Annotated in this window: 32 protein-coding genes; 24 read left to right on the top strand and 8 right to left on the bottom strand. The window is 66.4% G+C overall.

Features of this window, described 5'->3' with window-relative positions; translation table 11 throughout:
• The 21 genes from BM060_RS32985 to tal all read left to right on the top strand — a co-directional run.
• Positions 1 to 325: hypothetical protein (locus tag BM060_RS32985; protein ID WP_256257830.1), on the top strand; the 325-nt coding region annotated here is incomplete at its 5' end.
• Entirely contained in the window at positions 322 to 561 is a 240-nt protein-coding gene (locus BM060_RS16020; RefSeq protein WP_074980934.1) for a hypothetical protein, read from the top strand. The genes BM060_RS32985 and BM060_RS16020, both read left to right, overlap by 4 nt.
• A 2-nt stretch (positions 562 to 563) precedes the next feature.
• Complete coding sequence (locus BM060_RS16025) at positions 564 to 1,715, top strand: recombination-associated protein RdgC (RefSeq protein ID WP_074980935.1); 1,152 nt, start codon at positions 564 to 566, stop codon at positions 1,713 to 1,715.
• Positions 1,712 to 2,230, top strand: coding sequence for a hypothetical protein (locus BM060_RS16030; protein ID WP_074980936.1), 519 nt, complete (start codon positions 1,712 to 1,714; stop codon positions 2,228 to 2,230). Before BM060_RS16025 ends, BM060_RS16030 begins: the two co-directional genes overlap by 4 nt.
• Before the next feature lie 38 nt (positions 2,231 to 2,268).
• Positions 2,269 to 2,796, top strand: a complete 528-nt coding sequence (locus tag BM060_RS16035) for a nucleoside triphosphate pyrophosphohydrolase family protein (protein WP_245322929.1) — start codon at positions 2,269 to 2,271, stop codon at positions 2,794 to 2,796.
• A gap of 10 nt (positions 2,797 to 2,806) precedes the next feature.
• Positions 2,807 to 3,451, top strand: coding sequence for a hypothetical protein (locus BM060_RS16040; RefSeq protein ID WP_074980937.1), 645 nt, complete (start codon positions 2,807 to 2,809; stop codon positions 3,449 to 3,451).
• Positions 3,441 to 3,641, top strand: a complete 201-nt coding sequence (locus tag BM060_RS16045) for a hypothetical protein (RefSeq protein WP_074980938.1) — start codon at positions 3,441 to 3,443, stop codon at positions 3,639 to 3,641. The genes BM060_RS16040 and BM060_RS16045 overlap by 11 nt, the downstream gene beginning before the upstream one ends.
• A gap of 15 nt (positions 3,642 to 3,656) precedes the next feature.
• The gene (locus BM060_RS16050; protein ID WP_074980939.1) at positions 3,657 to 4,649 is read left to right on the top strand and encodes a ParB-like helix-turn-helix domain-containing protein; all 993 of its coding nucleotides are present in this window, start codon (positions 3,657 to 3,659) and stop codon (positions 4,647 to 4,649) included.
• Positions 4,639 to 5,337 (top strand): hypothetical protein, encoded by a 699-nt coding sequence (locus BM060_RS16055; protein ID WP_074980940.1) that lies wholly within the window; start codon positions 4,639 to 4,641, stop codon positions 5,335 to 5,337. Before BM060_RS16050 ends, BM060_RS16055 begins: the two co-directional genes overlap by 11 nt.
• A gap of 90 nt (positions 5,338 to 5,427) precedes the next feature.
• Positions 5,428 to 5,607 carry a carbon storage regulator CsrA gene (gene csrA / locus BM060_RS16060; protein WP_074980941.1) on the top strand — a complete coding sequence of 60 codons (180 nt, stop codon included), beginning with the start codon at positions 5,428 to 5,430 and terminating at the stop codon, positions 5,605 to 5,607.
• Positions 5,604 to 5,876 (top strand): hypothetical protein, encoded by a 273-nt coding sequence (locus BM060_RS16065; protein WP_074980942.1) that lies wholly within the window; start codon positions 5,604 to 5,606, stop codon positions 5,874 to 5,876. Before csrA ends, BM060_RS16065 begins: the two co-directional genes overlap by 4 nt.
• The gene (locus BM060_RS16070; protein WP_074980943.1) at positions 5,869 to 6,093 is read left to right on the top strand and encodes a hypothetical protein; all 225 of its coding nucleotides are present in this window, start codon (positions 5,869 to 5,871) and stop codon (positions 6,091 to 6,093) included. The genes BM060_RS16065 and BM060_RS16070 overlap by 8 nt, the downstream gene beginning before the upstream one ends.
• Positions 6,094 to 6,261: 168 nt before the next feature.
• The gene (locus BM060_RS16075; protein WP_074980944.1) at positions 6,262 to 6,492 is read left to right on the top strand and encodes a hypothetical protein; all 231 of its coding nucleotides are present in this window, start codon (positions 6,262 to 6,264) and stop codon (positions 6,490 to 6,492) included.
• Positions 6,489 to 6,719 carry a hypothetical protein gene (locus BM060_RS16080; protein ID WP_074980946.1) on the top strand — a complete coding sequence of 77 codons (231 nt, stop codon included), beginning with the start codon at positions 6,489 to 6,491 and terminating at the stop codon, positions 6,717 to 6,719. The genes BM060_RS16075 and BM060_RS16080 overlap by 4 nt, the downstream gene beginning before the upstream one ends.
• Positions 6,712 to 6,924, top strand: a complete 213-nt coding sequence (locus BM060_RS16085) for a hypothetical protein (RefSeq protein ID WP_074980948.1) — start codon at positions 6,712 to 6,714, stop codon at positions 6,922 to 6,924. The genes BM060_RS16080 and BM060_RS16085 overlap by 8 nt, the downstream gene beginning before the upstream one ends.
• Positions 6,924 to 7,463 (top strand): hypothetical protein, encoded by a 540-nt coding sequence (locus BM060_RS16090; protein ID WP_074980950.1) that lies wholly within the window; start codon positions 6,924 to 6,926, stop codon positions 7,461 to 7,463. Before BM060_RS16085 ends, BM060_RS16090 begins: the two co-directional genes overlap by 1 nt.
• A gap of 3 nt (positions 7,464 to 7,466) precedes the next feature.
• Complete coding sequence (locus BM060_RS16095) at positions 7,467 to 7,922, top strand: hypothetical protein (RefSeq protein ID WP_074980953.1); 456 nt, start codon at positions 7,467 to 7,469, stop codon at positions 7,920 to 7,922.
• Positions 7,922 to 8,224: a hypothetical protein gene (locus BM060_RS32495; RefSeq protein WP_135499783.1), complete on the top strand. Its 303-nt coding sequence runs from the start codon at positions 7,922 to 7,924 to the stop codon at positions 8,222 to 8,224. The genes BM060_RS16095 and BM060_RS32495 overlap by 1 nt, the downstream gene beginning before the upstream one ends.
• A gap of 3 nt (positions 8,225 to 8,227) precedes the next feature.
• A complete protein-coding gene (locus tag BM060_RS16100) occupies positions 8,228 to 8,722 on the top strand; it encodes a hypothetical protein (protein ID WP_074980954.1) in 495 nt (164 codons plus the stop codon).
• Positions 8,723 to 8,917: 195 nt separating this feature from the next.
• Entirely contained in the window at positions 8,918 to 9,889 is a 972-nt protein-coding gene (gene dusA / locus BM060_RS16105) for a tRNA dihydrouridine(20/20a) synthase DusA (RefSeq protein ID WP_074980956.1), read from the top strand.
• A 63-nt stretch (positions 9,890 to 9,952) separates the two neighbouring features.
• Positions 9,953 to 10,873 (top strand): transaldolase, encoded by a 921-nt coding sequence (tal, locus tag BM060_RS16110; protein WP_074980958.1) that lies wholly within the window; start codon positions 9,953 to 9,955, stop codon positions 10,871 to 10,873.
• A 71-nt stretch (positions 10,874 to 10,944) separates the two neighbouring features.
• On the opposite strand, the gene rssC is transcribed toward tal, so the two are convergent.
• From rssC to BM060_RS16130, 4 genes are all read right to left on the bottom strand, one after another.
• The gene (rssC, locus tag BM060_RS16115; RefSeq protein ID WP_043266908.1) at positions 10,945 to 11,427 is read right to left on the bottom strand and encodes an anti-sigma factor antagonist RssC; all 483 of its coding nucleotides are present in this window, start codon (positions 11,425 to 11,427) and stop codon (positions 10,945 to 10,947) included.
• Positions 11,424 to 12,608, bottom strand: coding sequence for a two-component system response regulator RssB (gene rssB / locus BM060_RS16120; protein ID WP_009619157.1), 1,185 nt, complete (start codon positions 12,606 to 12,608; stop codon positions 11,424 to 11,426). The genes rssC and rssB overlap by 4 nt, the downstream gene beginning before the upstream one ends.
• 170 nt (positions 12,609 to 12,778) lie before the next feature.
• On the bottom strand, positions 12,779 to 13,483 hold the full coding sequence (locus BM060_RS16125) for an MlaA family lipoprotein (protein WP_074980960.1): 705 nt from the start codon (positions 13,481 to 13,483) through the stop codon (positions 12,779 to 12,781).
• A gap of 646 nt (positions 13,484 to 14,129) precedes the next feature.
• Positions 14,130 to 14,846, bottom strand: a complete 717-nt coding sequence (locus tag BM060_RS16130; protein WP_074980962.1) for a UTRA domain-containing protein — start codon at positions 14,844 to 14,846, stop codon at positions 14,130 to 14,132.
• Positions 14,847 to 14,968: 122 nt separating this feature from the next.
• Between BM060_RS16130 and pcrP the strand changes: the two genes are divergently transcribed.
• The 3 genes from pcrP to BM060_RS16145 all read left to right on the top strand — a co-directional run bounded on the left by pcrP (position 14,969) and on the right by BM060_RS16145 (position 16,637).
• A complete protein-coding gene (pcrP, locus tag BM060_RS16135; RefSeq protein ID WP_074980964.1) occupies positions 14,969 to 15,718 on the top strand; it encodes an HAD superfamily inactivated hydrolase PcrP in 750 nt (249 codons plus the stop codon).
• Complete coding sequence (locus BM060_RS16140) at positions 15,715 to 16,296, top strand: phosphonate degradation HD-domain oxygenase (protein ID WP_061561261.1); 582 nt, start codon at positions 15,715 to 15,717, stop codon at positions 16,294 to 16,296. The genes pcrP and BM060_RS16140 overlap by 4 nt, the downstream gene beginning before the upstream one ends.
• A gap of 77 nt (positions 16,297 to 16,373) precedes the next feature.
• On the top strand, positions 16,374 to 16,637 hold the full coding sequence (locus tag BM060_RS16145) for a DUF4404 family protein (protein WP_009619150.1): 264 nt from the start codon (positions 16,374 to 16,376) through the stop codon (positions 16,635 to 16,637).
• A gap of 49 nt (positions 16,638 to 16,686) precedes the next feature.
• Here the strand turns inward: BM060_RS16145 and BM060_RS16150 are convergent, their stop codons facing one another.
• From BM060_RS16150 to BM060_RS16165, 4 genes are all read right to left on the bottom strand, one after another.
• A complete protein-coding gene (locus BM060_RS16150; RefSeq protein WP_074980966.1) occupies positions 16,687 to 17,937 on the bottom strand; it encodes an OprD family porin in 1,251 nt (416 codons plus the stop codon).
• Positions 17,938 to 18,003: 66 nt separating this feature from the next.
• Positions 18,004 to 18,987 carry an NADH:ubiquinone reductase gene (locus BM060_RS16155; RefSeq protein WP_074980967.1) on the bottom strand — a complete coding sequence of 328 codons (984 nt, stop codon included), beginning with the start codon at positions 18,985 to 18,987 and terminating at the stop codon, positions 18,004 to 18,006.
• A 13-nt stretch (positions 18,988 to 19,000) separates the two neighbouring features.
• Positions 19,001 to 19,918 carry an SDR family NAD(P)-dependent oxidoreductase gene (locus BM060_RS16160; RefSeq protein ID WP_074980970.1) on the bottom strand — a complete coding sequence of 306 codons (918 nt, stop codon included), beginning with the start codon at positions 19,916 to 19,918 and terminating at the stop codon, positions 19,001 to 19,003.
• 35 nt (positions 19,919 to 19,953) lie between these two features.
• Positions 19,954 to 21,099 (bottom strand): acyl-CoA dehydrogenase family protein, encoded by a 1,146-nt coding sequence (locus tag BM060_RS16165; protein ID WP_074980971.1) that lies wholly within the window; start codon positions 21,097 to 21,099, stop codon positions 19,954 to 19,956.
• Positions 21,100 to 21,112: the final 13 nt, after the last annotated feature.

Here is a 21,112-nt window from a genome sequence, read left to right on the forward strand (position 1 = left end):
CGGCGCGAACCTCGACGGCGCGAACCTCGACGGCGTGGCATCGCTGTGGGGTTGCACCGGCAACCGCGCCGAGGTCAAGGCAATCCAGGCCGACACCTGGGACGTGACCTACACCGCCACCCACATGCAGATCGGCTGTCAGTTCCACACCCTCGCCGAGTGGTGGGCCTTCGGCGACGACGAGATCGCGCGCATGGACTCGCAGGCCTTGGCCTGGTGGAAGGTCTGGAAGCCGATCATCCAGAAGATCGTCGAGACCTCTCCCGCCGTCCCCGGTGTCGAGAAGCCGGCCGAGACCGAAGCCGCGCAGGAGGAACAGCAGTGAGCGAGAAACCGAAGCTGTCCCGTCCCCAGGAGACGGTGCTGAAGGCCCTGCAGAACGGCGCCTCCGTCAGCTATAGCGAAATCGCCGCCGCGGGTGGCAACGGACGCACGGCCAGCAGCCTGGTATCCAAAGGCCTGCTGATCGAGCGCTCCACCAACAGCGGCCGTACCTGGCGCATCAGCGCCGCCGGTAGAAAGGCTATCGGCCAGGTGAAGGCCGACGGGCTGGGAGCATAGTCATGTTGAAGAACCTGATGATTTACCGCGTCTCGGATCCCGAGCACGTCGACCTGCTGCACGACAGCGACGCCCTGGGCGAGAAGCTGAAGAGCGTCCTGGCCCACGAGCCGACCGGCAGCCAATGGCGTTGCCTGGGCTTCGATCTCCCGGCGCCGACGATCAACGACCACCTGGTTTGGGACGGTGCCAACGGCAACACGCTGTTCTCCCTCTACGTGCATGAGCGCCAGCTGCCGGGCGCCACCATCCGCGAGCACATCGCCGCCAAAGTGCGCACGATCGAGGAGCGCGAGCAGCGGAAGTGCTACCGGAAGGAGATCGCGCAGATCCGCGACGAGGTCGAGGCCGAGCTGCTGCCCCGGGCGTTCATCAAGCACCGCGTGGTGAACATGATCGCCCTGGACAACCTGCTGCTGATCGACAGCAGCAACGCCAAGCTGGCCGAGGATGCCCTCGACACCCTGCGTCGCGCCATGGGCAGCCTGGCCGTGCGCCCGCTCACCTTCAAGATCCCGGCCGACACCTGGCTGACCAGCCTCGCCAAGTCTGACGACATGGGCAGCCTGAAGCGTGGCTACGCCGCCAAGCTGATGGACCGCGAAAAGTCGCAGGTGTCGTTCAAGGACATCGACCTCAGCGGTGACGAACCCCAAGAGTACCTGGAGTACGGCTTCAACGTCGTCGAGATGAGTGCCAGCCTGTTCGACGAGGGTGACGAGCTCATGCGCTTCAAGGTGACCAACCAACTCATCTTCAAGGGCCTGAAGTTCAGCGACGTCGCCCTGGGCGAGAGCCATCGCGACACCGATGGCGATCCAGCTGCAATCCTCGACGCCAACCTGCTGCTGGTCACCTCCGCGGTGAAGAAGCTGGTGGACACCCTGACCGACCAGTTGGGCGCCGAGGAAGTGGAGATCCGCGGCGGCGTAGCCAGTGCGGTGAAGAAGCTGACCGATGCCGCCGACAAGCACGGCGGCAGCCTGTCCATCAACGGGCAGGAGGTCTACCGCTCGCCGGAGCTGAGCAAGGCCGACCGGCGTCGCCTCATCGACGACGAGGCCAACGGGCTCGAAGACTCTCTGCCGGCCGGTGATGAGGAGGACGAGTTCGAGACGGCACGGAATGCGATGAGCGAGGACGACGACCTGTGAATGTCAACGAAGTGGTGATCATTGTGGAAAAAGACGTGGAACGCCCCGGCCGCCGTCGGCGCCCTCGCATCGACATGGAGTCGGAGAATGTCCAGAAGCTGCAGGGCATGGAGATCGGCGACAGCTTCTTCCTGGCCGGCGTCGAGAAGAAGGACGCCCGCCCGCTGGTCGACCTGGGCAAGAAGATCGACGTGTACCTCGATGCACGCCGGGTCGACCTGGACACCATCTACCAGCAGGCCGGTGTCAGGGTGTGGCGTGTCGAGCAAGACGAGGTTCGCACCCGTCGCGTAGCGGGTACTTCGAGCACCCAGCCGGACCTCAAGATCGACAAGGGCTCGGCCGGCAGCCAGGGCGATGATGACGACATCGATACCGTCCGCTACTGGCACCACGCCGAGTCAGGCTGCGTGGGCAGGTGCGAGCCCGGTGAGCCGTTCCCTGACGAACCGCTGGCAGAGCCGATCAGCGAGGCCGATTACATCCGGCTCTCGGCGGAATACGACGACCTGTGAATCAACTTTTTGTGCAGAAGGCACAAAGGAAGCCCGAAATGACCAATGCGAACCTATCACTGGAAGCACGGTTTCACGCCGGCCAGATCGACACCGACACGGCCATCGCGCTGCTTGCCCACAGTCCCGCGGTCCAGGCCGCCCTGCGGCAATTCTGGCCGGAGGACGTAACGCCCAAGATGGCTACGGGCGCGCTGAGAGAGATGCTGCACTACGGCCGCATGCTGCAAGCGCTGATCCACGGTCTCAACCGTGCCGCCGGCTGGTGGAGTGACTTGGAGACCGGCGAGCCGAAGGAACGCAACGACGGCGAGCTGTGCATGTTGATCGTCACCGAGATCAGCGAAGGCTTCGAGGGTGTCCGCAAGAACCTGACGGACGACAAGCTGGGCCACCGGAAGATGTTCGAGGTGGAACTCGGCGACGCCATGATCCGCGAACTCGACGTGGGGGGCGGTCGCGGGTTCGATCTGTTCGCCGCCCTGTTCGAGAAGCTGGCCTACAACCAGTGCCGCAGCGATCACAAGCGCGAGGCTCGCTTGGCGCCCAACGGCAAGAAGATCTGAGGGCCAGGCCATGAAGCTCAATGATGCCCACCTGTGGAACCTGCTGCGGTTCCGCCGGAGCAACAACGCCTCGATGTCGAACTCCGACGCAGTCGACGACTTGGTTCGTCTCGGCCTGCTCGATCGTCATCAGGCCACGCTGCCTCTCGGCACAGCGATAGGTAACGCCATCGTGGCCAAGGCCAACGAGATCCTACTGGCGGTGCAGAACGGCACGACGCGTATTGACGAGCACGGCTGGTTCACCGGCGGCAGTGTCACCGTTCACTGCGATTCCGTCTCGCTAAGTGGCACCACCGAGATGCAGGAGGCCGCCCAGCGGGCAATCCGTGACGCCGTCAACCGTGGAGTCCTGCACGGCCCGCTGCGTGCCGGTGAGACCGTCTTCCCCGACGTGAAGGCCGGCGAAGTCTGGTACGCCCGTTTCTCCGGAGGCTTGTCAGGCTCCAACGCCCTGCACCTGATTCGCTTGACCGAGGTCACCGACACACGCGTGTCGTATCAGTCCTGGGACGACTGGCGGGCCTATCAAGACCTCCAGCGGGCCATGCAACCAAACCGTCCGTACCCATACGAAGCACCGCCCCCGGTAGCCCACTACCTGCGGCGCGCCGTGACGTTCGTGGAACGCCTGGAACTGCCCAATGGCGACTGAGCGCATCAGCATCCGTGACCGCGGCCCTGGCCTGCTCGACATCATCGTCAACGACCAACGTAGCGGCCAGGTCGTCAAGACCGAGCACGGCTGGCAGCAGACCTCACTGGACGGCGCCCCTGTCGGCCAACCGAACCCGGTGAAGGCCTACGCCATCCTCGACACCCTGGAACGAATCAAGAACGCCTGAACCCTGGAGCCCATCATGGCCGAGAAACATTCCTTCAAGAGCCTTCGCCGCAGCGGCAAGGCGAAGTCCCGCGACCTCTACCGCTTCCGCTACAGCGACCTCGTCATCGTCGACGGACAGAGCGGTCGCGACACCACCACCCAGCGCTACCGTGACAGCCTGCCCGAGATCGTCGCTTTCATGCGCAAGGGCGGCAAGGTCCCGCCGTTGGAGGTCAACGTCAACCCGGATACCGGCGCCGTCGAGATCGTCCAAGGCCACCGCCGCCACTACGGCTACGGCGTGACCATTCCCGAGAAGCAGGCTGAGCTGCGTGGCCTGCTGCGTGATGACATGGACGAGGCGTCTCGGCAGAAGCTGCTGGAGAAGATCGACGACCTGGAGTACGTCGACTGCGTGCCCAGTGAGGGCAACGACCTGGCCCGGTGCATCCGCATCACCACCGGCAACGAAGGCCTCGCCATGTCCGAGGTCGAGGTTGCTCACAACTACGGACGCCTAGAGAGCGAGTTCGGCCTGGATGCGGCGCAGATCGCCGATGCCATCGGCAAACCGCTGAAGCACGTCAAGATGCACCTGGCCCTCCACCACGCGAACCACGACGTGCAGCAAGCTGTCGAGGAGGGCCGTATCGCCCTGACCGAGGCCGTCGAACTACTGGCCAAGCACGGCAGCAAGACCGGCGAGGTGATCGCCGCTGAGCACGCGAAGGCCGTGAAGAACGGTAAGGCCAAGGTGACCAAGGGCACCATGCGTGGCATCACCATCCCGCGGCGCCTGCTCGACGCTGGTGCTGCAGCTGTCACCGCGGTGCGCGGCTCTCTGTCGGACGACGCCATCAAAGCCATCGCCAGCTATCGGGAGACCGGCAGCGACTGCGTGGTCGGGCTTCAGGCTTCCGTGCTGCACGACCTGGTGGACGTTTCCAACCTGATCGCAGAGGCCCGTGAGAAGGCACAGGAGCGTCAGGCGAAGAACACTCCGCCGGAAGAAGATCATGGCCTGTGAATACTGCGCGGGGCTCGCGGTTGTCGGCGGAAGCCTCCCCGACCGCAGTCGCCGTGCAAGTCCCTGCCAATACTGCGACGAGGCGGACTCACCGATGACGGCTTACTGGATGTCCGAGGTCATGTGGCCTGTCCCGTTCGATCCGAGGCACACCGCCTTCACCCACTGGATCGAGCCCGAGCTGCAAGGCACCCGCGTGATCGCGGTGCTGCTTGAGGGGAAGGAGCACAACTGGGTGGGTTGGCACAGCAAGCACAAGCTGCTGCCGCCCGACAGCGTCACTACGGACCTTCGCGAACAGCTTTGCGAGCTTCACCGGATCCTGGCATTCAACGGCGAGCGCGATTGGATGCTCGGTGCTGCCTTCGACGGCGTGCTGCTCGACGGCGTGCTGACGCTGGTCCACGCCCTCCCCTTGGTGCCACTGCTCGATGGCCAGGATTCATCGCCGCATTCCGTTCGGAGGCTGGAGCTGGAGGAGGCGTTTGGTGAGGGCCTGCAGCGGTCCCCTACCCTCCGCCTGGTGCCCAAGGTTCGGCTGAACACCGGGGCCAGGATCACCAGCTCGCTACTCAGCGAGGCCTGCCGGACGTTCGACACCTCGGCGGTGATCCTGAAGGACGCCGATGCTCGCTGGACCAAGGGGCCGAGCATCGCCTGGCAGCGCTACGACGACAACGACCTGTAGAAATATTTGACACCCAATACGAGTGCTATTAATCTCAACAACGAATCAACTTTATGTTGATTAAACCATCCACCGAACGGAGTCACAGACATGCTGATCCTTACCCGCCGTACCGGCGAAACCATCCACATCGGCGACGACATCGTCATCACTGTCCTCGGCCAGCAAAGCGGCCAGGTGCGTATCGGCGTCAGTGCGCCGAAGGCAGTGCCGGTCCACCGCCAGGAGGTGCTTCGCCGCATCCAGGCCGGCGAGGAGGTGAAGTCGTGAACGGCTCGCTGATCGTCGCCCTTCAAACCATCGCCGACTTCCCGTGCGCGGCGCAGGACGATATGCCGGCAGCGAACATGCGGAAGATCGCCCGGGATGTGCTGGACGCCAGCGGTTGGAGGGCCTGGGTGTGCAGCCACTTCCACCAGGACAACCCGAACCGCCAAGTCATCGCCTCCGGCCAGGCAGATACGCCGGAAGGCGCCTGCGCCGCGGCGATGCGGGAGTACCGGGCAAAGCATCCGAGCGAGGACATCGACCATGGCTAAGAACCCCGTGTCCGATGAGCTGTTCCCGCGCCACATCAGAGCGCTTGCTCGCGCTGTCGAGGAAGCCGAAGCCTGGCGTGGCTCGATGGTCGGCAACCCTAACCCCGGCCCTCTTGAAGCGTTCGACAAGTTCATCAAGGAGGCCAAGCAGGCTATGCGGATCGTTCGCGAACTGGGCCGGCAGCATGCCGCAGTTCGCCGGCACCGCACTTGGTGAGCCCGCCATGCAGCTCGAAATCCCAGCGCGGCAGTGGCGTGACCAAACCGAATCGCTGATCGATTGGCGAGCCTACTGCAGGTTCAACGACAACCCGGACACCCACGCAGGCGTTGGCGCCTACACCCCAAGCACCAAACGGGGGATCCCGATGAGGAGGAAGCGGAAGTGAACTACCGGAACACCGATGCCGTATTTCACACGGAGCGGTCGCTCAACGACAGCTGCAACCCGGAGCACCGTCGCCCCGGCATCCTCGCCATCGTGAAGCGGTTGCAGACGGAGAACCCCACCTGGTCGCTGGAACGCTGTACGGCCAGGGCCAAGACCATCTGGCACCAAGAGGCTTCCGCTCGCCTGGAGAATCAACAAAAGGTTGATCAAGGAGACGAATCGTGACTCGCAACGACCTGATTACCCCCGAAGGCGCGCTTCGGGTGAAGAACCGTCCCGGCGTGCTGGTAGCCCGTGATGCGCGCCGAGCGCTCGTAATGGAGACCGTCGCCCGGCGACTCGACGTGCTCGTCATCGGTGACGAATTCATCTTCGAGTCGGAGATGCAGCACAAGGGGTTCAACCGGCAGGTCGAGGAGACCTTGAGCTTGGAGGGGGTGCGCCATGGCTGAGCCCACCCTGAAGCAGATCCAGCAGGCCAAAGCAGCAGCGCAGACCGACATCGCGAACTACATCAGTGCACGCCTTGCTCGCCTGGCCAAAGAGAGCGGCGTACAGCCCCGAGGGCTGTCCGTGAGCATGATCAGCCACGGTTCGCATGGACGTTGCGATGGCCTGCTGATCACCGACGTGTCGATCGCCATGGGAGGCATCTGATGAAGACCTTCCTGTGGAACCTGCTGGCGCGCCAGCTCGCTCGTCCGCGTGTCGCCGAGGCCCTCATCCACTACGCCAAGCGCACGCCCTACATGCACCTGCCGAGCAACGAGAACCCCAGCTACATGGAACGTTATTGGGTGTTCAACCCGTACGACCGAGAGACCAATGTCCCGCGCTGGGCGTCCCTCATCCCGTGGTCGTTCCGCGTGCACCACATCAAGCGCGAGGATACGGATCGGCACATGCACGACCACCCGTGGGACGCACGCACCATCATCCTGAAGGGCTGGTACGTCGAGAAGCGCCTCGTCGATGACGCGGATTGGTGTGAGCGGTTTGGCCGCGACCATACCCTGCACATCCGCCGTCGTGGTGACACCGCTCCTCTGCGCTTCGGTGAGTACCACTCAATCACCGAAGTCAGCGAAGGCGGCGTGTACACCCTGTTCATCTCCGGCCGGTGGCGCGGTGTGTGGGGCTTCCTGGTCAACGGCGTCAAGGTGCCCTGGAAGAAGTACCTGGGCTTGGGGGAATAGAACATGCTGATCACCTACCGTATCCGCCGTCTGCTCACGATGCAGCAGTTCAACTGGCTCGACCTCGCCGGCCTGACCGCCCTCTTCGCCCCGCTGGGGAGCGGCTGGTGGGGCGTCGGCTTAGGCGCCTGGACAATGCTGCTGATCTCGTCCATCGCGCTCTCACGGCCGACCAGGCGGATCTTTTGCCATTGGACGGACAGCAACGGCATCGAGTCGTGGTTCGAGGACCGCGGCACACACCTGATCGCCCAGGCGCGCAAGCGCTCACCCGTGTTGCCGGATGGCCGCCTCCTTGAGATGGCCGTGTGCGTGCCCCGGGAGATGACGCTGTTCGCGAGCGGGGCGCCGATCTGCCCGGAAGATCAACATATGGTTGAGCTGAAGCGCCGCTTGTTGGAGACCGAGCAACGCATTGCTGAAGCGGGCCCCGAGGCCTACAGCGAGGAGGAAGCCTGATGGACAAGCTCACCGGTCGCACGAGAGTCCGCCTGGGCTGGTTCGGGCTGCGTATCCCCGAAGTCGAGGTGGTGAAGTGGGGAGAGTTCTCGTGGCGAAAAGCCAATGCCTGGGACGCGCTTGCTCTTGGTGACTTCCAGGGCGCAGTCGTCGACGACCTCCACAACGTCACTGCTCGCATCCCTACGCCAGCCGTCCGACCTGATGAGCCGCCACCCCCACCGCCGCCGCGATCGGTACGGGGCAACATCATTCCACCGAGGGGGCCTTTAGCCCCTCCAATTCCACCGAAGGAGCGCTAAGCCATGGTCATCAAATCGCGTGACTGCAAGGCCCGGCAGCACTCCGACCAGATGCGTTGCGACGCATGCGGCCTGGCGCGGGACGTATGCGATCCCGAACCGCCGAGCTGCTGCAAGGACGTCACTGAGGCCGCTGCACAGCAACGGCGGGAAACCGGAAGCCAGGCTATCGAGAAGATCCGCCAGGCGCTGGCAGCAACTACCGAGGCTCAGGTTGTTCAGCCGCTGCCGCTGCGCGAACTGCCACTGAAGTGGTTGCCGGCATTCGGATTGGCCGAGTGCCTGATGCACGTCAACTGGACCTCGATGCCAGAGGCCAGCTATGCCCACGTCAAGAGCGTGCACAGCCAGATAGGTACGCCGGGGCGCATCTACACGTTCTTCACCAAGACCGGAACCCCGGTCATCGAGGTGGAGGTGTTCGACGACTACGACAGCCGACGCTGCAGCGTCCGACATTACGTTGGCCCTGGCTTCGGCGAATGGCAATGCCTATAGGGCTCAACCAACCGAGGTATACTAGGCGCCATCTGGTAACAGCGGTTGCCCGCGACGTCCCCAAACGCCCTTCACCGGGCGTTTTTTCATGCCGACAGCGCCGCGTTTAATGTCTATTCGTTGCCGATAATTACGATGCGTGCGTTACCAGATTTGTTACCACGAAATTTCACAAATGCAAAATATTGATTTTAAATGAATTTTTCTCATAGATTCTCCGTGGCGCCCATGATGGACTGGACCGACCGCCACTGCCGGTTCTTCCTGCGCCAGCTGTCGAGCCATGCCCTGCTCTACACCGAGATGGTCACCACCGGGGCCTTGCTGCATGGCGATGCCGCGCGCTTCCTGCGCCATGACGAGTGCGAGCACCCGCTGGCGCTGCAGCTGGGCGGCAGCGTGCCGGCCGAGCTGGCGGCGGCGGCGAAGCTGGCAGAGGCTGCGGGTTACGACGAGGTCAACCTGAACGTCGGCTGCCCCAGCGACCGGGTGCAGCACAATATGATCGGCGCCTGCCTGATGGCCCATCCGGCGCTGGTGGCCGAGTGCGTCGTGGCCATGCGCGAGGCGGTTTCCATTCCGGTCACGGTCAAGCACCGCATCGGCATCAACGGGCGCGACAGCTATGCCGAGCTGTGCGACTTCGTCGGCCAGGTGCGCGAGGCCGGCTGCCGCAGTTTCACCGTGCATGCGCGCATCGCCATCCTCGAAGGCCTCTCGCCCAAGGAGAACCGCGAGGTTCCGCCGCTGCGCTACGAGGTGGCGGCGCAGCTCAAGCGCGATTTCCCGGACCTGGAGATCGTCCTCAACGGCGGCATCAAGACCCTGGCCGAATGCCAGGAGCACCTGCGCACCTTCGACGGCGTGATGCTCGGCCGCGAGGCCTATCACAACCCCTACCTGCTGGCCCAGGTGGACGCCGCGCTGTACGGCGCCACGGTCCCGGCGATCAGCCGCGCCGAGGCCCTGGCGCGGATGCGCCCGTACATCCAGCGGCACATCGCCGAGGGCGGCGCCATGCACCATGTGACGCGCCACGTGCTCGGCCTCGGCCAGGGTTTCCCCGGCGCCCGGCGCTTCCGCCAGCTGCTTTCGGTGGACGTGCACAAGGCCGCCGATCCGCTGCAGGTGCTCGACCAGGCCATCGAACTTCTGGATGGCCGCTAGGTCCCGTTGAGCGCGGGGTTGCGCTCGGGTAAGGTCATGGGGATCGCACTCGGAAGACCTGCCATGACCTCCAAGCTGGAACAACTGAAGCAGTACACCACCGTCGTCGCCGATACCGGCGATTTCGACGCCATTGCCCGCCTGAAGCCGGTGGATGCCACCACCAACCCCTCGCTGCTGCTCAAGGCCGCCACCCTGCCCCGCTACGCCGAGCACCTGGCCCGCGCCACCGCGGCCAGCGGCGGTGACGCGGGCCTGGCCTGCGACCGCTTCGCCGTGGCGGTGGGCAAGGACATCCTCGGGGTCATCCCCGGTCGCGTCTCCACCGAAGTGGACGCGCGCCTGTCCTTCGACACCGAAGACACCCTGGCCCGCGCCCGCCGGCTGGTCGAGCTGTACGACGAACAAGGCGTCGGCAAGGACCGCGTGCTGATCAAGATCGCCTCCACCTGGGAAGGCATCCGCGCAGCCGAGCAGTTGGAACGCGACGGCATCCAGACCAACCTCACCCTGCTGTTCTCCTTCGCCCAGGCCACGGCCTGCGCCGACGCCGGGGTGTTCCTCATCTCGCCCTTCGTCGGCCGCATCTACGACTGGTACAAGAAGGCCAACGCCCGCGACTACGTCGGCGCCGAGGACCCGGGCGTGCAGTCGGTGTCGCGCATCTACCGCTATTACAAGGCCAACGGCTACCGCACCGTGGTGATGGGCGCGAGCTTCCGCAACCTCGGGCAGATCGAGCAACTGGCCGGCTGCGACCGCCTGACCATCAGCCCGGACCTGCTGCAGCAACTGGCCGACGCCCAGGGCGAACTGCCGCGCACCCTGCAGCCCGGCGGCGGCGAGGCGCGCCAGGTGCTGGACGAGAGCGCCTTCCGCTGGCAGATGAACGAGGACGCCATGGCCACCGAGAAGCTGGCCGAGGGCATCCGCCTGTTCGCCCGCGACCAGGAGAAGCTGGAAGCCCTGCTCGGCGGCCGCTGAAACCTACGCGCAGCAAAACGAACCGGCGCCCCAGGGCGCCGGTTTGCGTTGTATCGACGGGCTCCGGCGGATCAGTGGTGCTCGAGGGCACTCACCAGGTCGTGGAAGGCTTCACGGTTGGACTCGTTCAGGCCCATGAGGATGCGGTGGGCCTCCAGCACCTTGCTGCGCACCACTTCCTCGGACTGGTCCTGGGGCGGCAGGTCGGTGAGGCAGTCCGTGCAGGGGATGGGCCGGTCGACGATGTTGAACACCTGGTCGAAGCCCATGGACTGCAGCAACCGGGTGATGTCCGGGTTGGTGGTCACCAGGGTCGGCAACAGCCCCACCTTCTGCCGCGAGAGGATCGACAGCTTGGCCAGCAGTCCCAGGGTGGTGCTGTCGATGCTCTGGGTTTCCGTGAGATCGATGATGATCGCCGTGAAATTCAACGCGGCGAAGATTTTTTCAATGGTGGCATCCAGCGCCGAACACAGGGTCAGTCGGACTTCGCCCACGAACTTCAGGACGAATGAGCCATCCTGCTCGGCGAACTGGATTTTACCGGTACTCATGCAAGGTTCCTGCTCAACACCAGCAAGGCGATATCATCCGGCATCTCGGACAACTTGGCCAGTCCGAAGACCTGGCGCAGGCCGTCCAGCGTCCCGCCGGCGGCGACGACCTGCTCGGGCAGGGCCGTCTCCTTTTCTTTCAATGTAGCCCCGGGCAGCACATCCAGTATGCCGTCGGAGAACAACGACAGGCTGAAGGACCTGGGCAGGTCCATGGTCCGGTCGTCGTAGGTGGCGTCCTCGAACAGGCCCACGGGCAGGCCGCGGCCCTCGAGGTAGCGTGCTTCGCCGTCGACGTAGAGTACCGGCAGCGGCAGGTGGCCACCGATGCTGTAGGTCAAGCGATCGGTTTCCAGGTCGATCACCCCGCCGAGCATGGTCACGTGCTTGCCCAGCTTGGTGTTGATCAACCCGCGGTTGATGTGCCCGAGCACCTCGGAAGGCTTGAACTCGGGCAGCGTGCCCGCGCGCCGCGACTCGTACAGCAGGCGGGTGGTCATGAACTTCAGCAGCACGGTCACGAACGCCGAGGAGGCGCCATGGCCGGAGACGTCGGCGAGGTAGAAGCCGATGCGCCGCTCGTCGACGCGGAAGTAGTCGACGAAGTCGCCGGACAGGTACAGCGACGGGATGATCTGGTGGGCGAACTTCAGCCCCTCGGCTTCCCAGGGCGTCACCGGCAGCATGTTCATCTGCACCTGGCGCCCGGCGTTCTGGTCTTCCTGCAGCAGGTTCAGGCTGGCCTGCAGTTCGCGGTTGGCGGCTTCCAGCTTCTCGCGGTAGCGGCGGTTCTCCGAACGCAGGTAGGCGCGGTCCAGGGCGCGGCGCACCGAGTGCTCCAGCACGGCCAGGTCTTCCAGGGGCTTGATCAGGTAGTCGGCGGCGCCCAGGCGCAGGGCCTCGACCACGTCGCTCATCACCCCGGCCCCGGAAAGCACGATGACCGGCGTTTCCACCGCCATCTCGCTGACCCGGCGGATCAGCTCCAGGCCGTCCATCTGCGGCATGCGCAGGTCACAGATGACCAGGTCGGGCAGTTCGTGCTGGAAGACCTGCAGGCCCTGCTGGCCGTTGGTCGCCTGCAGGACTTTGAAACCACTGTCTTCCAGGTAGGCCGCGAGGCTTTCGCGAACGGCCTCGTCGTCATCGATGATCAGCAGCGTGGCACTGGGTTTGTGCATGGGTTATCCAGGCAAACGGCGCCGGAGGTGGTGGAGTGGGCGCGCATGGCAATGAAAACGGCGCGGGTCGGGTGCGACAAGGCGCAGACACTACTCCCATCCGCCCAAGGGTTCAAGACGGCGGCACGGCGCGCTTGCGGCAGCCCCGGGGCGGATGGGTGGCGGGTGTGTCAGAAGTCGTCTTCGACCTGGCCGTCCTTGACCTTGAACTCGCGGTTCTGCAGGTAGGCGTTGCGGATGAAGTTGTACTTGTCGCCGGAAATCAGCTTCTCGGACTTGATCAGGTCGGCGCGGGTGTCGACCACATCCACGGCGCGGATGCTGTTGCGCACGGACACGTCGTCGATGTACGGGTACATGCCGGTATAGGCGTCCGGGATCTTCGACGGCGCGTCGCGCAGGGTGCTCGGGCCCAGCAGCGGCAGCATCACGTACGGGCCGCTGCCCACGCCCCAGTAGCCGAGGGTCTGGCCGAAATCCTCGTCGTTGCGCTGCAGGCCCATGCGGGTGGCCACGTCGATGAAGCCGGCCAGGCCGAAGGTGGTGTTGAACAGCAGGCGGCTGGTGTCGACGCCGGCGTGCTCGAGCTTGCCCTGCAGCAGGTCGTTGGCCAGGTTGCGCACGTCGCCGATGTTGCTGAAGAAGTTGTGGATGCCGTCCTGCACGAAATTCGGCGTCACCTTCTGGTAGCCCTGCGCCAGGGGCTTGAGCGCATAGGTGTCGAGGGTGTCGTTGAACACGAAGATCGGGCGGTTGACGCTCTCCCAGGGGTCGTCCTCGCTCGCCGCCTGGGCCAGGAAGGGGAGCATGGCCAGGCTGGCTCCGGCCAGCAGGCGAGCGGTGCGCTGCATCCAGTTGACGCCATGTGGGCGCATCGGGTTTCTCCTTTGAAAGTCTCATGAGGCCGCCGCCGCGGCCTCGAACCGCTGCGCAGTATATAGTTCCAAATTCGATTTGCAGACATCGGATTGTTTCTAACGCCTTCGCACCCGGAGCGCGGCTGGAGGCGTCGCCCTCTCCTCACAATAGCCAAGAGCCAGCATTTTCGCCGATGCGGTTCTCTTGCCGACTGCGTCGGAAGGGGCTTCGTAGGAGCGAGCTTGCTCGCGAATGGGGTTTGCCAGGGGCTGCGGTGCTGGGGAGAGGGCGCTCTTGAGCCCAGCACCCAAAGTTTTCCGGAAATCCGTAGGGCGCATAACGCCTATGGCGTTATCCGCCGTTTGACCTTGGTTACCGGCCCGCTCGGTGTCGAGCCTGGCGCTGGTCACGCATTCCCCCGGACCGACCGAGGCAGGGTCGATGAGAAAGGTGAGGCGGCGGATAACCGCGAACGGTTATTCGCCCTACGCTACTGGAAGTCCGAATCGCGGACAGAGTCCGCTCCTACGGTTACAGGGAGGCACGGGCGTAGGAGCGGACTTCGTCCGCGATTGGATTCACCGGCCACGCAGGACACCCCGGTGGCACGAACAGCCCCATTCGCGAGCAAGCTCGCTCCTACAAAAAGCCACCTCGCCCGATTCAGTCCGGGTAGCGGGCCTGGATGACAATCTCCAGAGCATCCGGCCGCCAGAACTCCTGGTCCAGCTCCACCAGCCGGTCGTCCTCGGCGTAGCTCAGGCGTTCGAGGAACAGCCCCGGCGCGCCCGGCGCCAGCTGCAGCGGCTCGGCCTCCGCGGCGCCCAGGGCGCAGGGGTGCATGGCCAGCTCGCAGCGCTGCGGGCGCTTGCCGAGGCGTTCGCGCAGCACCTGGGTGAGGGAACCGTCCAGGTCCTCCTCCAGCAAGCCCGGGCACCAGGCGGCGTCCAGCAGGATGCGCTCCAGCATCACCGGGCGCTGGTCGATCCAGCGCCGCCGCTCGATGGCGAACAGCCGGGCGCCCTCCTCCAGGCCCATGCGTGCGGCGAGCCGTGCGTCCGCCGCGCGCACCTCGCGGCGCAGCGTCTCGGTGCGCGGCTGGCGGCCCTGGGCGGCGACGTAGTCCATGAAACCGGCGGTGCGCGTCGGGTTGTAGCGCACCCGCGGCGGCGCGACGAACCAGCCGCGGCGGTTCTCGCGGTACAGCAGGCCCTCGGTCTCCAGCTGCTGCAGGGCCTCGCGCAGGGTCACCCGGGTGCAGCCGAAGCGCTCGGCCAGCTCGCGCTCGCCCGGCAGCTTCGCGGCCAGGCCGCCCTGGCGGATGTCCCCGGCCAGTTGGTCGCGGATGCGCAGGTAATGCAGGGGTCGTTCGGCCGCCATGGTGGGCTCTCCAGCGAAAGGCGCGCCATTATAAAGGCAGCGGGTCCGCGCGCAGGCCGGCTTCACCGGATCGTCACAATGCGCGTCTAGTCTGGCCTAGACCATTGTCCAGACGTCCTGCCATGCCCGCCTCGACTGCCGCCGACCTACCCCGCTTCACCTCCCTGCTCTTCGGACTCGCCGGCGACCTGGTGGACTTCGGCGCCCGCACCCTGCCCCGCGCCCTGCAGCAGAGCTGCCCGGACTGCCCGCAGGAACGCCTCGCCGAGGCCGCCACCCTGGCCCCGCAGCAGGCCCTGGGCCATGTGCTCGGCCGCCTGCCCAGCGCCGAGGAGGTCGCGCGCTTCCGCAAACGCCTGGCCGAAGCCGCCGACGCCCATGCCGAGCCCATCGCCGAAGCCCTGTCCGCCCTGCACCAGCTGAACCGCCAGGGCGTGCCCTGCGCCTGGCTGGAGGAACTGCCGGAACCGGCCAGCGAACGCCTGGCCGCCGCCCTCGACGGCGCCCTGGACAGCGGCATCGCCCACGCCGGGCGGCCCTGGCCGGCGCCGGACGCCTGCTGGCGCGCGCTGATGGAGCTGGGTACCCCGCAGCTGGACGGCTGCGTGCTGGTGAGCAGCCAGCCGCGGCTGCTCCAGGCCGGCCTCAATGCCGGGCTGTGGACCATCGGCCTGGCCGCCAGCGGCCCGTTGTGCGGCCTGTCGATGCGCGACTGGGAAGCGCTGGATGGCAACCAGCGCGACCTGCGCCGCGCCCAGGCGACCTTCGGCCTGTACCGCCTGGGCGTGCACTCGGTCATCGACCACCTGGGCGAGCTGGATTCCTGCCTGCTGGACATCGCCAGCCGCCGCGCCAAAGGAGAAAAGCCATGAACCGCGCCCGCCACGCCTTCCTCGACGAGCTGGCCGAACGCTTCGCCAGCCACGGCGCCGAGCCCTACGGCGAATCGGTGAGCCAGGCCGAGCACGCCCTGCAATGCGCCACCCTGGCCGAGCGCGCCGGCTGCTCCGACGCCCTGGTGATCGCCGCGCTGCTGCACGACATCGGCCACCTCTACGAAAACCCCGACGAGATCGAGGCCCGCGACCTGCGCCACGAGGAAGTCGGCGCCAAGCTGCTGCGCGAGCTGCTGCCCGAATCGGTGTGGCAGCCGGTCCGCCTGCACGTGGCCGCCAAGCGCTACCTGTGCGCGGTGGACGCCGCCTACCACGCCGGCCTGTCGCCGGCCTCGCGGCACAGCCTGGCGCTGCAGGGCGGGCCCTTCGACGAGCGCGGCGCCAGCGCCTTCCTCAGCGCCCCCTACGCCCAGGACGCCGTCACCCTGCGGCGCCTGGACGACCTGGGCAAGGACCCGGCCATGCGCACCCCGGAGCTTGCGCACTTCTTCCCGCTGCTGGAACGCCTGCTGCGCATTGACGGGCATCAGACACGGTTGCGTTCGGCGGGTTAAGCTGTGTGGCATGGAGATGGATTTTTCGCCGCCGCGCGGCGGTCCATCCTGGGTAGCCACCGCAGAAGGAAACCACCATGCCGACACGTCAACTGCGTGAAGAACTGCAGCGACTGCGCGACCAGCTGGAACAGCAGCCGCCGCTGAGCGAAGAGCAGCGCGGGGAGCTGGAGACGCTGATAGAAGACATCGAACTGCAACTGGCCAACGAGGAAGCTCTCGCCGACGACAGCCTGCTGGATGGCGTCAACCTGGCGGTGGAGCGCTTCGAGGTCAGCCACCCGACCCTCGCCGGCACCCTGCGCTCGATCATGCAGAGCCTGGCCAACATGGGCATCTGAACCCTTCCCCCCGGCGGCCCGCCCCCTCTTGGCGCGGGCCGCATCGCCTTTACCAGAGCGGCAATGTGTAACTGATGATGACGCGGGTTTCGTCCACGTCGTTGCCGAAGTCGCTGCGGAAACTGCCGTTGCGCACCTTCAGGCCCAGGTTCTTCAGCGCCCCGCTCTGCACCACGTAGCCGATGTCGGTGTCACGTTCCCATTCCTTGCCGTTGCCCTGGCCGTTGAGCAAGTCGATGTTGTCGCCGCGCAGGTAGCGCGTCATGAAGGTCAGCCCGGGCAGGCCGACGGCGGCGAAGTCGAAGTCGTAGCGCAGCTGCCAGGAACGCTCGTCCTTGTTGGCGAAGTCGCCGATCTGCACGAAGTTGGTCAGGTACGGGTCGGTGCCGGCCAGGTAGGCGTAGCCGGTGTCGCCGGACATGCGCTGGTAGCCCAGGCCGAAGCCATGGCCGCCCAGGCGGTAGGTGAACAGGGCGTTGAGCGCGCGGTTGTCGACGTTGCTGCCGCCCTCGTCGGTGGAGCGCGCCCAGCGGATGTCGGACTTCAGCGACTGGTCCTTGGCGATCGGTAGCTGGTGCACCAGGCCCAGGTAGTGCTGGCGGTAGAAGTCCTCCAGGTTGCCGTAGTGGTAGCTGGTGCTCAGGCTGTCGCTCCAGCGGTAGCTGCCGCCAGCCAGGTTGAAGCGGTCGCTGGTGCTATGCCGCCCGGGCTGGATGTTGCGCTTGTTGCCGCGGGTGATGCTCAGGTCCTCGGCGTTGGTCGAGTCGCGCTGCTTCACCTGGCGCAACTGGCCAAGCTGCACGGCCAGGCCGTCGATCTCGTTGATTTCCGCCAGGCCGCCCTGGAAGGTCTGCGGGTGCAGGCGGGTGTCGTTGTACTGCACCACCGGCAGCTTGGGCGTCAGGGTGCCGATCTTCAGCGTGCTGTTGGCGGCGCGCAGCTTGGCGGTCAGGCCCAGGTCGGAATAATCGTCGGCGGCACGGCGGTCGCTGGCCGAGTACGGCAGCAGGCCGGAGCCGGAGCGGTCCGGGCTGGAGTCGAGCTTGAGCCCGAGCAGGCCCAGGGCGTCCAGGCCCACGCCGATGCTGCCCTCGGTGTAGCCGGACTCGTAGCGCAGCAGGAAGCCCTGGGCCCATTCCTCGGAATAGGACTGGCTGGCGCCGGCCTGGCGGTAGTCGCGGTTGAAGTAGAAGTTGCGCAGTTCCAGGCTGGCCTTGCTGTCGCCGATGAAGTCGGCCTGGGCGCAGAACGGTAGGCAGGCGGCGACCGAGGCCAGCGCCCGTGCGGGAAGATTTTTCATTGTTGTTGTCTCTTCGTTCGGTGAGGTGAGGCGGCGCCCTCCTGCGGCGCCGCGTGAGAATGGCGATCAGTCGGCGAGCATGCCCTCCAGGCGCTGGCGCACCAGGGCGCGGGCCTGTTCGACGATGCCGCGCAGCAGCTCGGCGCAACTTGGCTCGTCATCGATCAGGCCCTGGACCATGCCGGCCGACCAGATGCCCAGGTCGGTGTCGCCCTGCTCGTAGACGGCGCGCCCGCGCTGGCCGCTGACCAGCGCGGCGATGTCGGCGTAGGTGGCGCCGCTGCGCGCCTCGATCGCCCGTACTTCCTGGCTCACCGCGTTGCGCGCCACCCGCGCGGTGTTGCGCAGGCTGCGCATGATGAGGTCGGTGGAACGCTCGTCGGCGGCGCGAATGGCCGCCTTCACCTGCGGGTGGATCGGGCATTCGCGGGTGCTGAGGAAGCGCGTGCCCATGTTGATCGCGTCCGCCCCCAGCGCCAGCGCCGCCACCAGCCCGCGGCCGTCGGCGAAACCGCCGGAAGCGATGATCGGCACCCGCAGGCGCTTGGCCGCGACCGGGATCAGCACCAGCCCGGGGATGTCGTCCTCGCCCGGGTGGCCGGCGCACTCGAAGCCGTCGATGGACACCGCGTCCACGCCCAGTTGCTCGGCCTTGAGCGCATGGCGCAGCGAGGTGCACTTGTGGATCACCTTGACGCCATGCCGGCGCAGCTCGGCGATGTGCTCGCCGGGGTTGTTGCCGGCGGTCTCGACCACGCCGATGCCGGCCTCGATGATCGCCGCGCGGTACTCGGCATAGGGCACCGGCTTCTGCGTCGGCAGCAGCGTCAGGTTGACGCCGAAGGGCTTGTCGGTCAGCTCGCGGCAACGCGCGATCTCCCCGGCCAGCGCCTCCGGGCGCGGCTGCGTCAGCGCCGACAGCGTCGCCAGGCCGCCGGCGTTGGCCACCGCCGCGGCCAGCTCGGCGCGCCCCACCCACTGCATGCCGCCCTGCATGATCGGGTGCTCGACGCCGAAGGTCTCGGTGAAACGGGTGTTGAAGATACCCATGACGCCTCCGTGGTCAGATCGGGTCCCAGGAGAACACGTCCGGGCTGCGCGCCAGGTCCATGAAGCTGCCGCGCAGCGCCGGCATGCCGTGCTCGGCGATGCTCTGCGGCGTCCAGCCGTGCTCGCTGTGCACGCTGCGCAGCGGGCGGCTCTGGCTCATCAGGAACAGCTCGTGGTTGCGCGCGGCGAACACCTGGCCGTTGACCTCGCGGGCGGCGTCGGAGGCCAGGTACACGGCCAGCGGCGCGTTCTTATCGGGGGTCATGCGCTGCAGCTTCTCCACCCGCGCCTTCTGTTCCGGGGTATCGGCCGGGATGGAGTCGGTCATGCGGCTCCAGGCGAAGGGCGCGATGCAGTTGGAACGCACGTTGTAGCGCTGCATGTCGAGGGCAATGGACTTGGACAGCGCGACTATGCCCAACTTGGCCGCCGAGTAGTTGGCCTGGCCGAAGTTGCCGATCAGCCCCGAGGTGCTGGTCATGTGCACGAAGGCGCCGCTGCCCTGCTCGCGGAAGCGCTCGGCGGCGGCGCGGCTGACGAAGAAGCTGCCGTTGAGGTGCACGTTGATCACCGACAGCCAGTCCTCGGCGCTCATCTTGTGGAAGATGGCGTCGCGCAGGATGCCGGCGTTGTTGACCACTATGTCCAGCCGGCCGAAGGCGTCCAGGGCGCTGGCGACGATGCGCCGGGCGCTGTCCCAGTCCGACACGCTGTCGGTATTGATCGCCCCCTCGCCGCCGCGCTGGCGGATCAGCCCGAGGGTTTCCTCGGCCGGCGAGGCCGAGCCGCCCTCGCCGCCCAACGACACGCCGATGTCGTTGATCAGCACCTTCGCCCCGCTGGCGGCCAGGGCCAGGGCGATCTCGCGGCCGATGCCGCCACCGGCGCCGGTGACGATCGCTACCTTGCCTTCGTTCAGTCGTTCACTCATCACTCTTTCCTCTCGTATGGATTCGGCTGCGGCCTTCAGCCCGGCAGGCCGAGCAGGCTCTTGGCCAGGATGTTGCGCTGGATTTCGTTGGTGCCGCCGTAGATGGTGGTGGGCCGCGACTGGATGAAGATGCCCGCCGGGTGCAGCTCGGGGTCGTCGGCCAAGGGCTGCAGCAGCGCCGAATCGGGGCCGGCGATCTCCAGGCCCAGTTCGCTGATGCGCTGGTACAGCTCGGACTGGTGGACCTTCAGCATCGACACCTCCGGGCCCAGGTTCTCGCCGCGCCGCAGGCGCTCGGCGAAGTGCCCGTACAGCGCCTTGTGGCAGTCCAGGTCCATGCCCAGCGCGGCGAAGCGCTGGGCGAACGCCGGGTCGTCCCACAGGCCCTGGCGCCGGGCCAGGCGCGCCAGGCGCTCGAAGGCGAAGGTGGCCTGCTTGGGCGAGCCGAGGAAGATGCGCTCGAAGCCCAGCAGCGCCTTGGCCATGCTCCAACCCTGGTTGACCTCGCCCACCAGGTGGTCGGCCGGCACCCGCACGTCGTTGAAGAACACCTCGCAGAACTCGCCCTGCAGCTCCAGGTTGAGGATCGGCCGCACCTCCACGCCGGGGCTGTCCATCGGCACCAGCAGGAAGCTGATGCCCTGCTGCAGCTTGCCGCCGCGCTCGGTGCGCGCCAGCACGAAGATCCAGTTGGCCTCGCTGCCCATGGTGGTCCAGGTCTTCTGGCCGTTGATCCGCCACTGGCCGCCCTCCAGCACCGCCTCGGTGCGCAGGCTGGCCAGGTCGGAGCCGGCGTTGGGCTCGCTGTAGCCCTGGCACCAGATGTCCTCGCCGCTGAGGATGCGCGGCAGGAAGCGCTCGCGCTGGGCGTCGCTGCCGTAACGGATCAGCAGCGGGCCGAGCATGGTGATGCCGCTGTCGGGCAGGCGCGCGCAGCCGTAGCCTTCCATTTCCTCGATCATGATCAGTTGCTTGCCGGCGGAAAGGCCCATGCCGCCGTAGCGCACCGGCCAGCCGGGGCACAGCCAGCCCTGGCGCGACAGCGCCTGGTACCACTCCCAGGTGTCGTCGCGGCCCAGGCGGTGGGCCGGGTTGCGGATGCGTTGCGGGTAGTTGGCGGCGATCCACTCGCGCACCCTCAGGCAGAACTCGCCATCGCCCATGGCGTTGTAGTCGGTCATTTCAGTGCCCTCG

It is taken from the genome of Pseudomonas citronellolis, assembly GCF_900112375.1.
Classification (GTDB): domain Bacteria; phylum Pseudomonadota; class Gammaproteobacteria; order Pseudomonadales; family Pseudomonadaceae; genus Pseudomonas; species Pseudomonas citronellolis.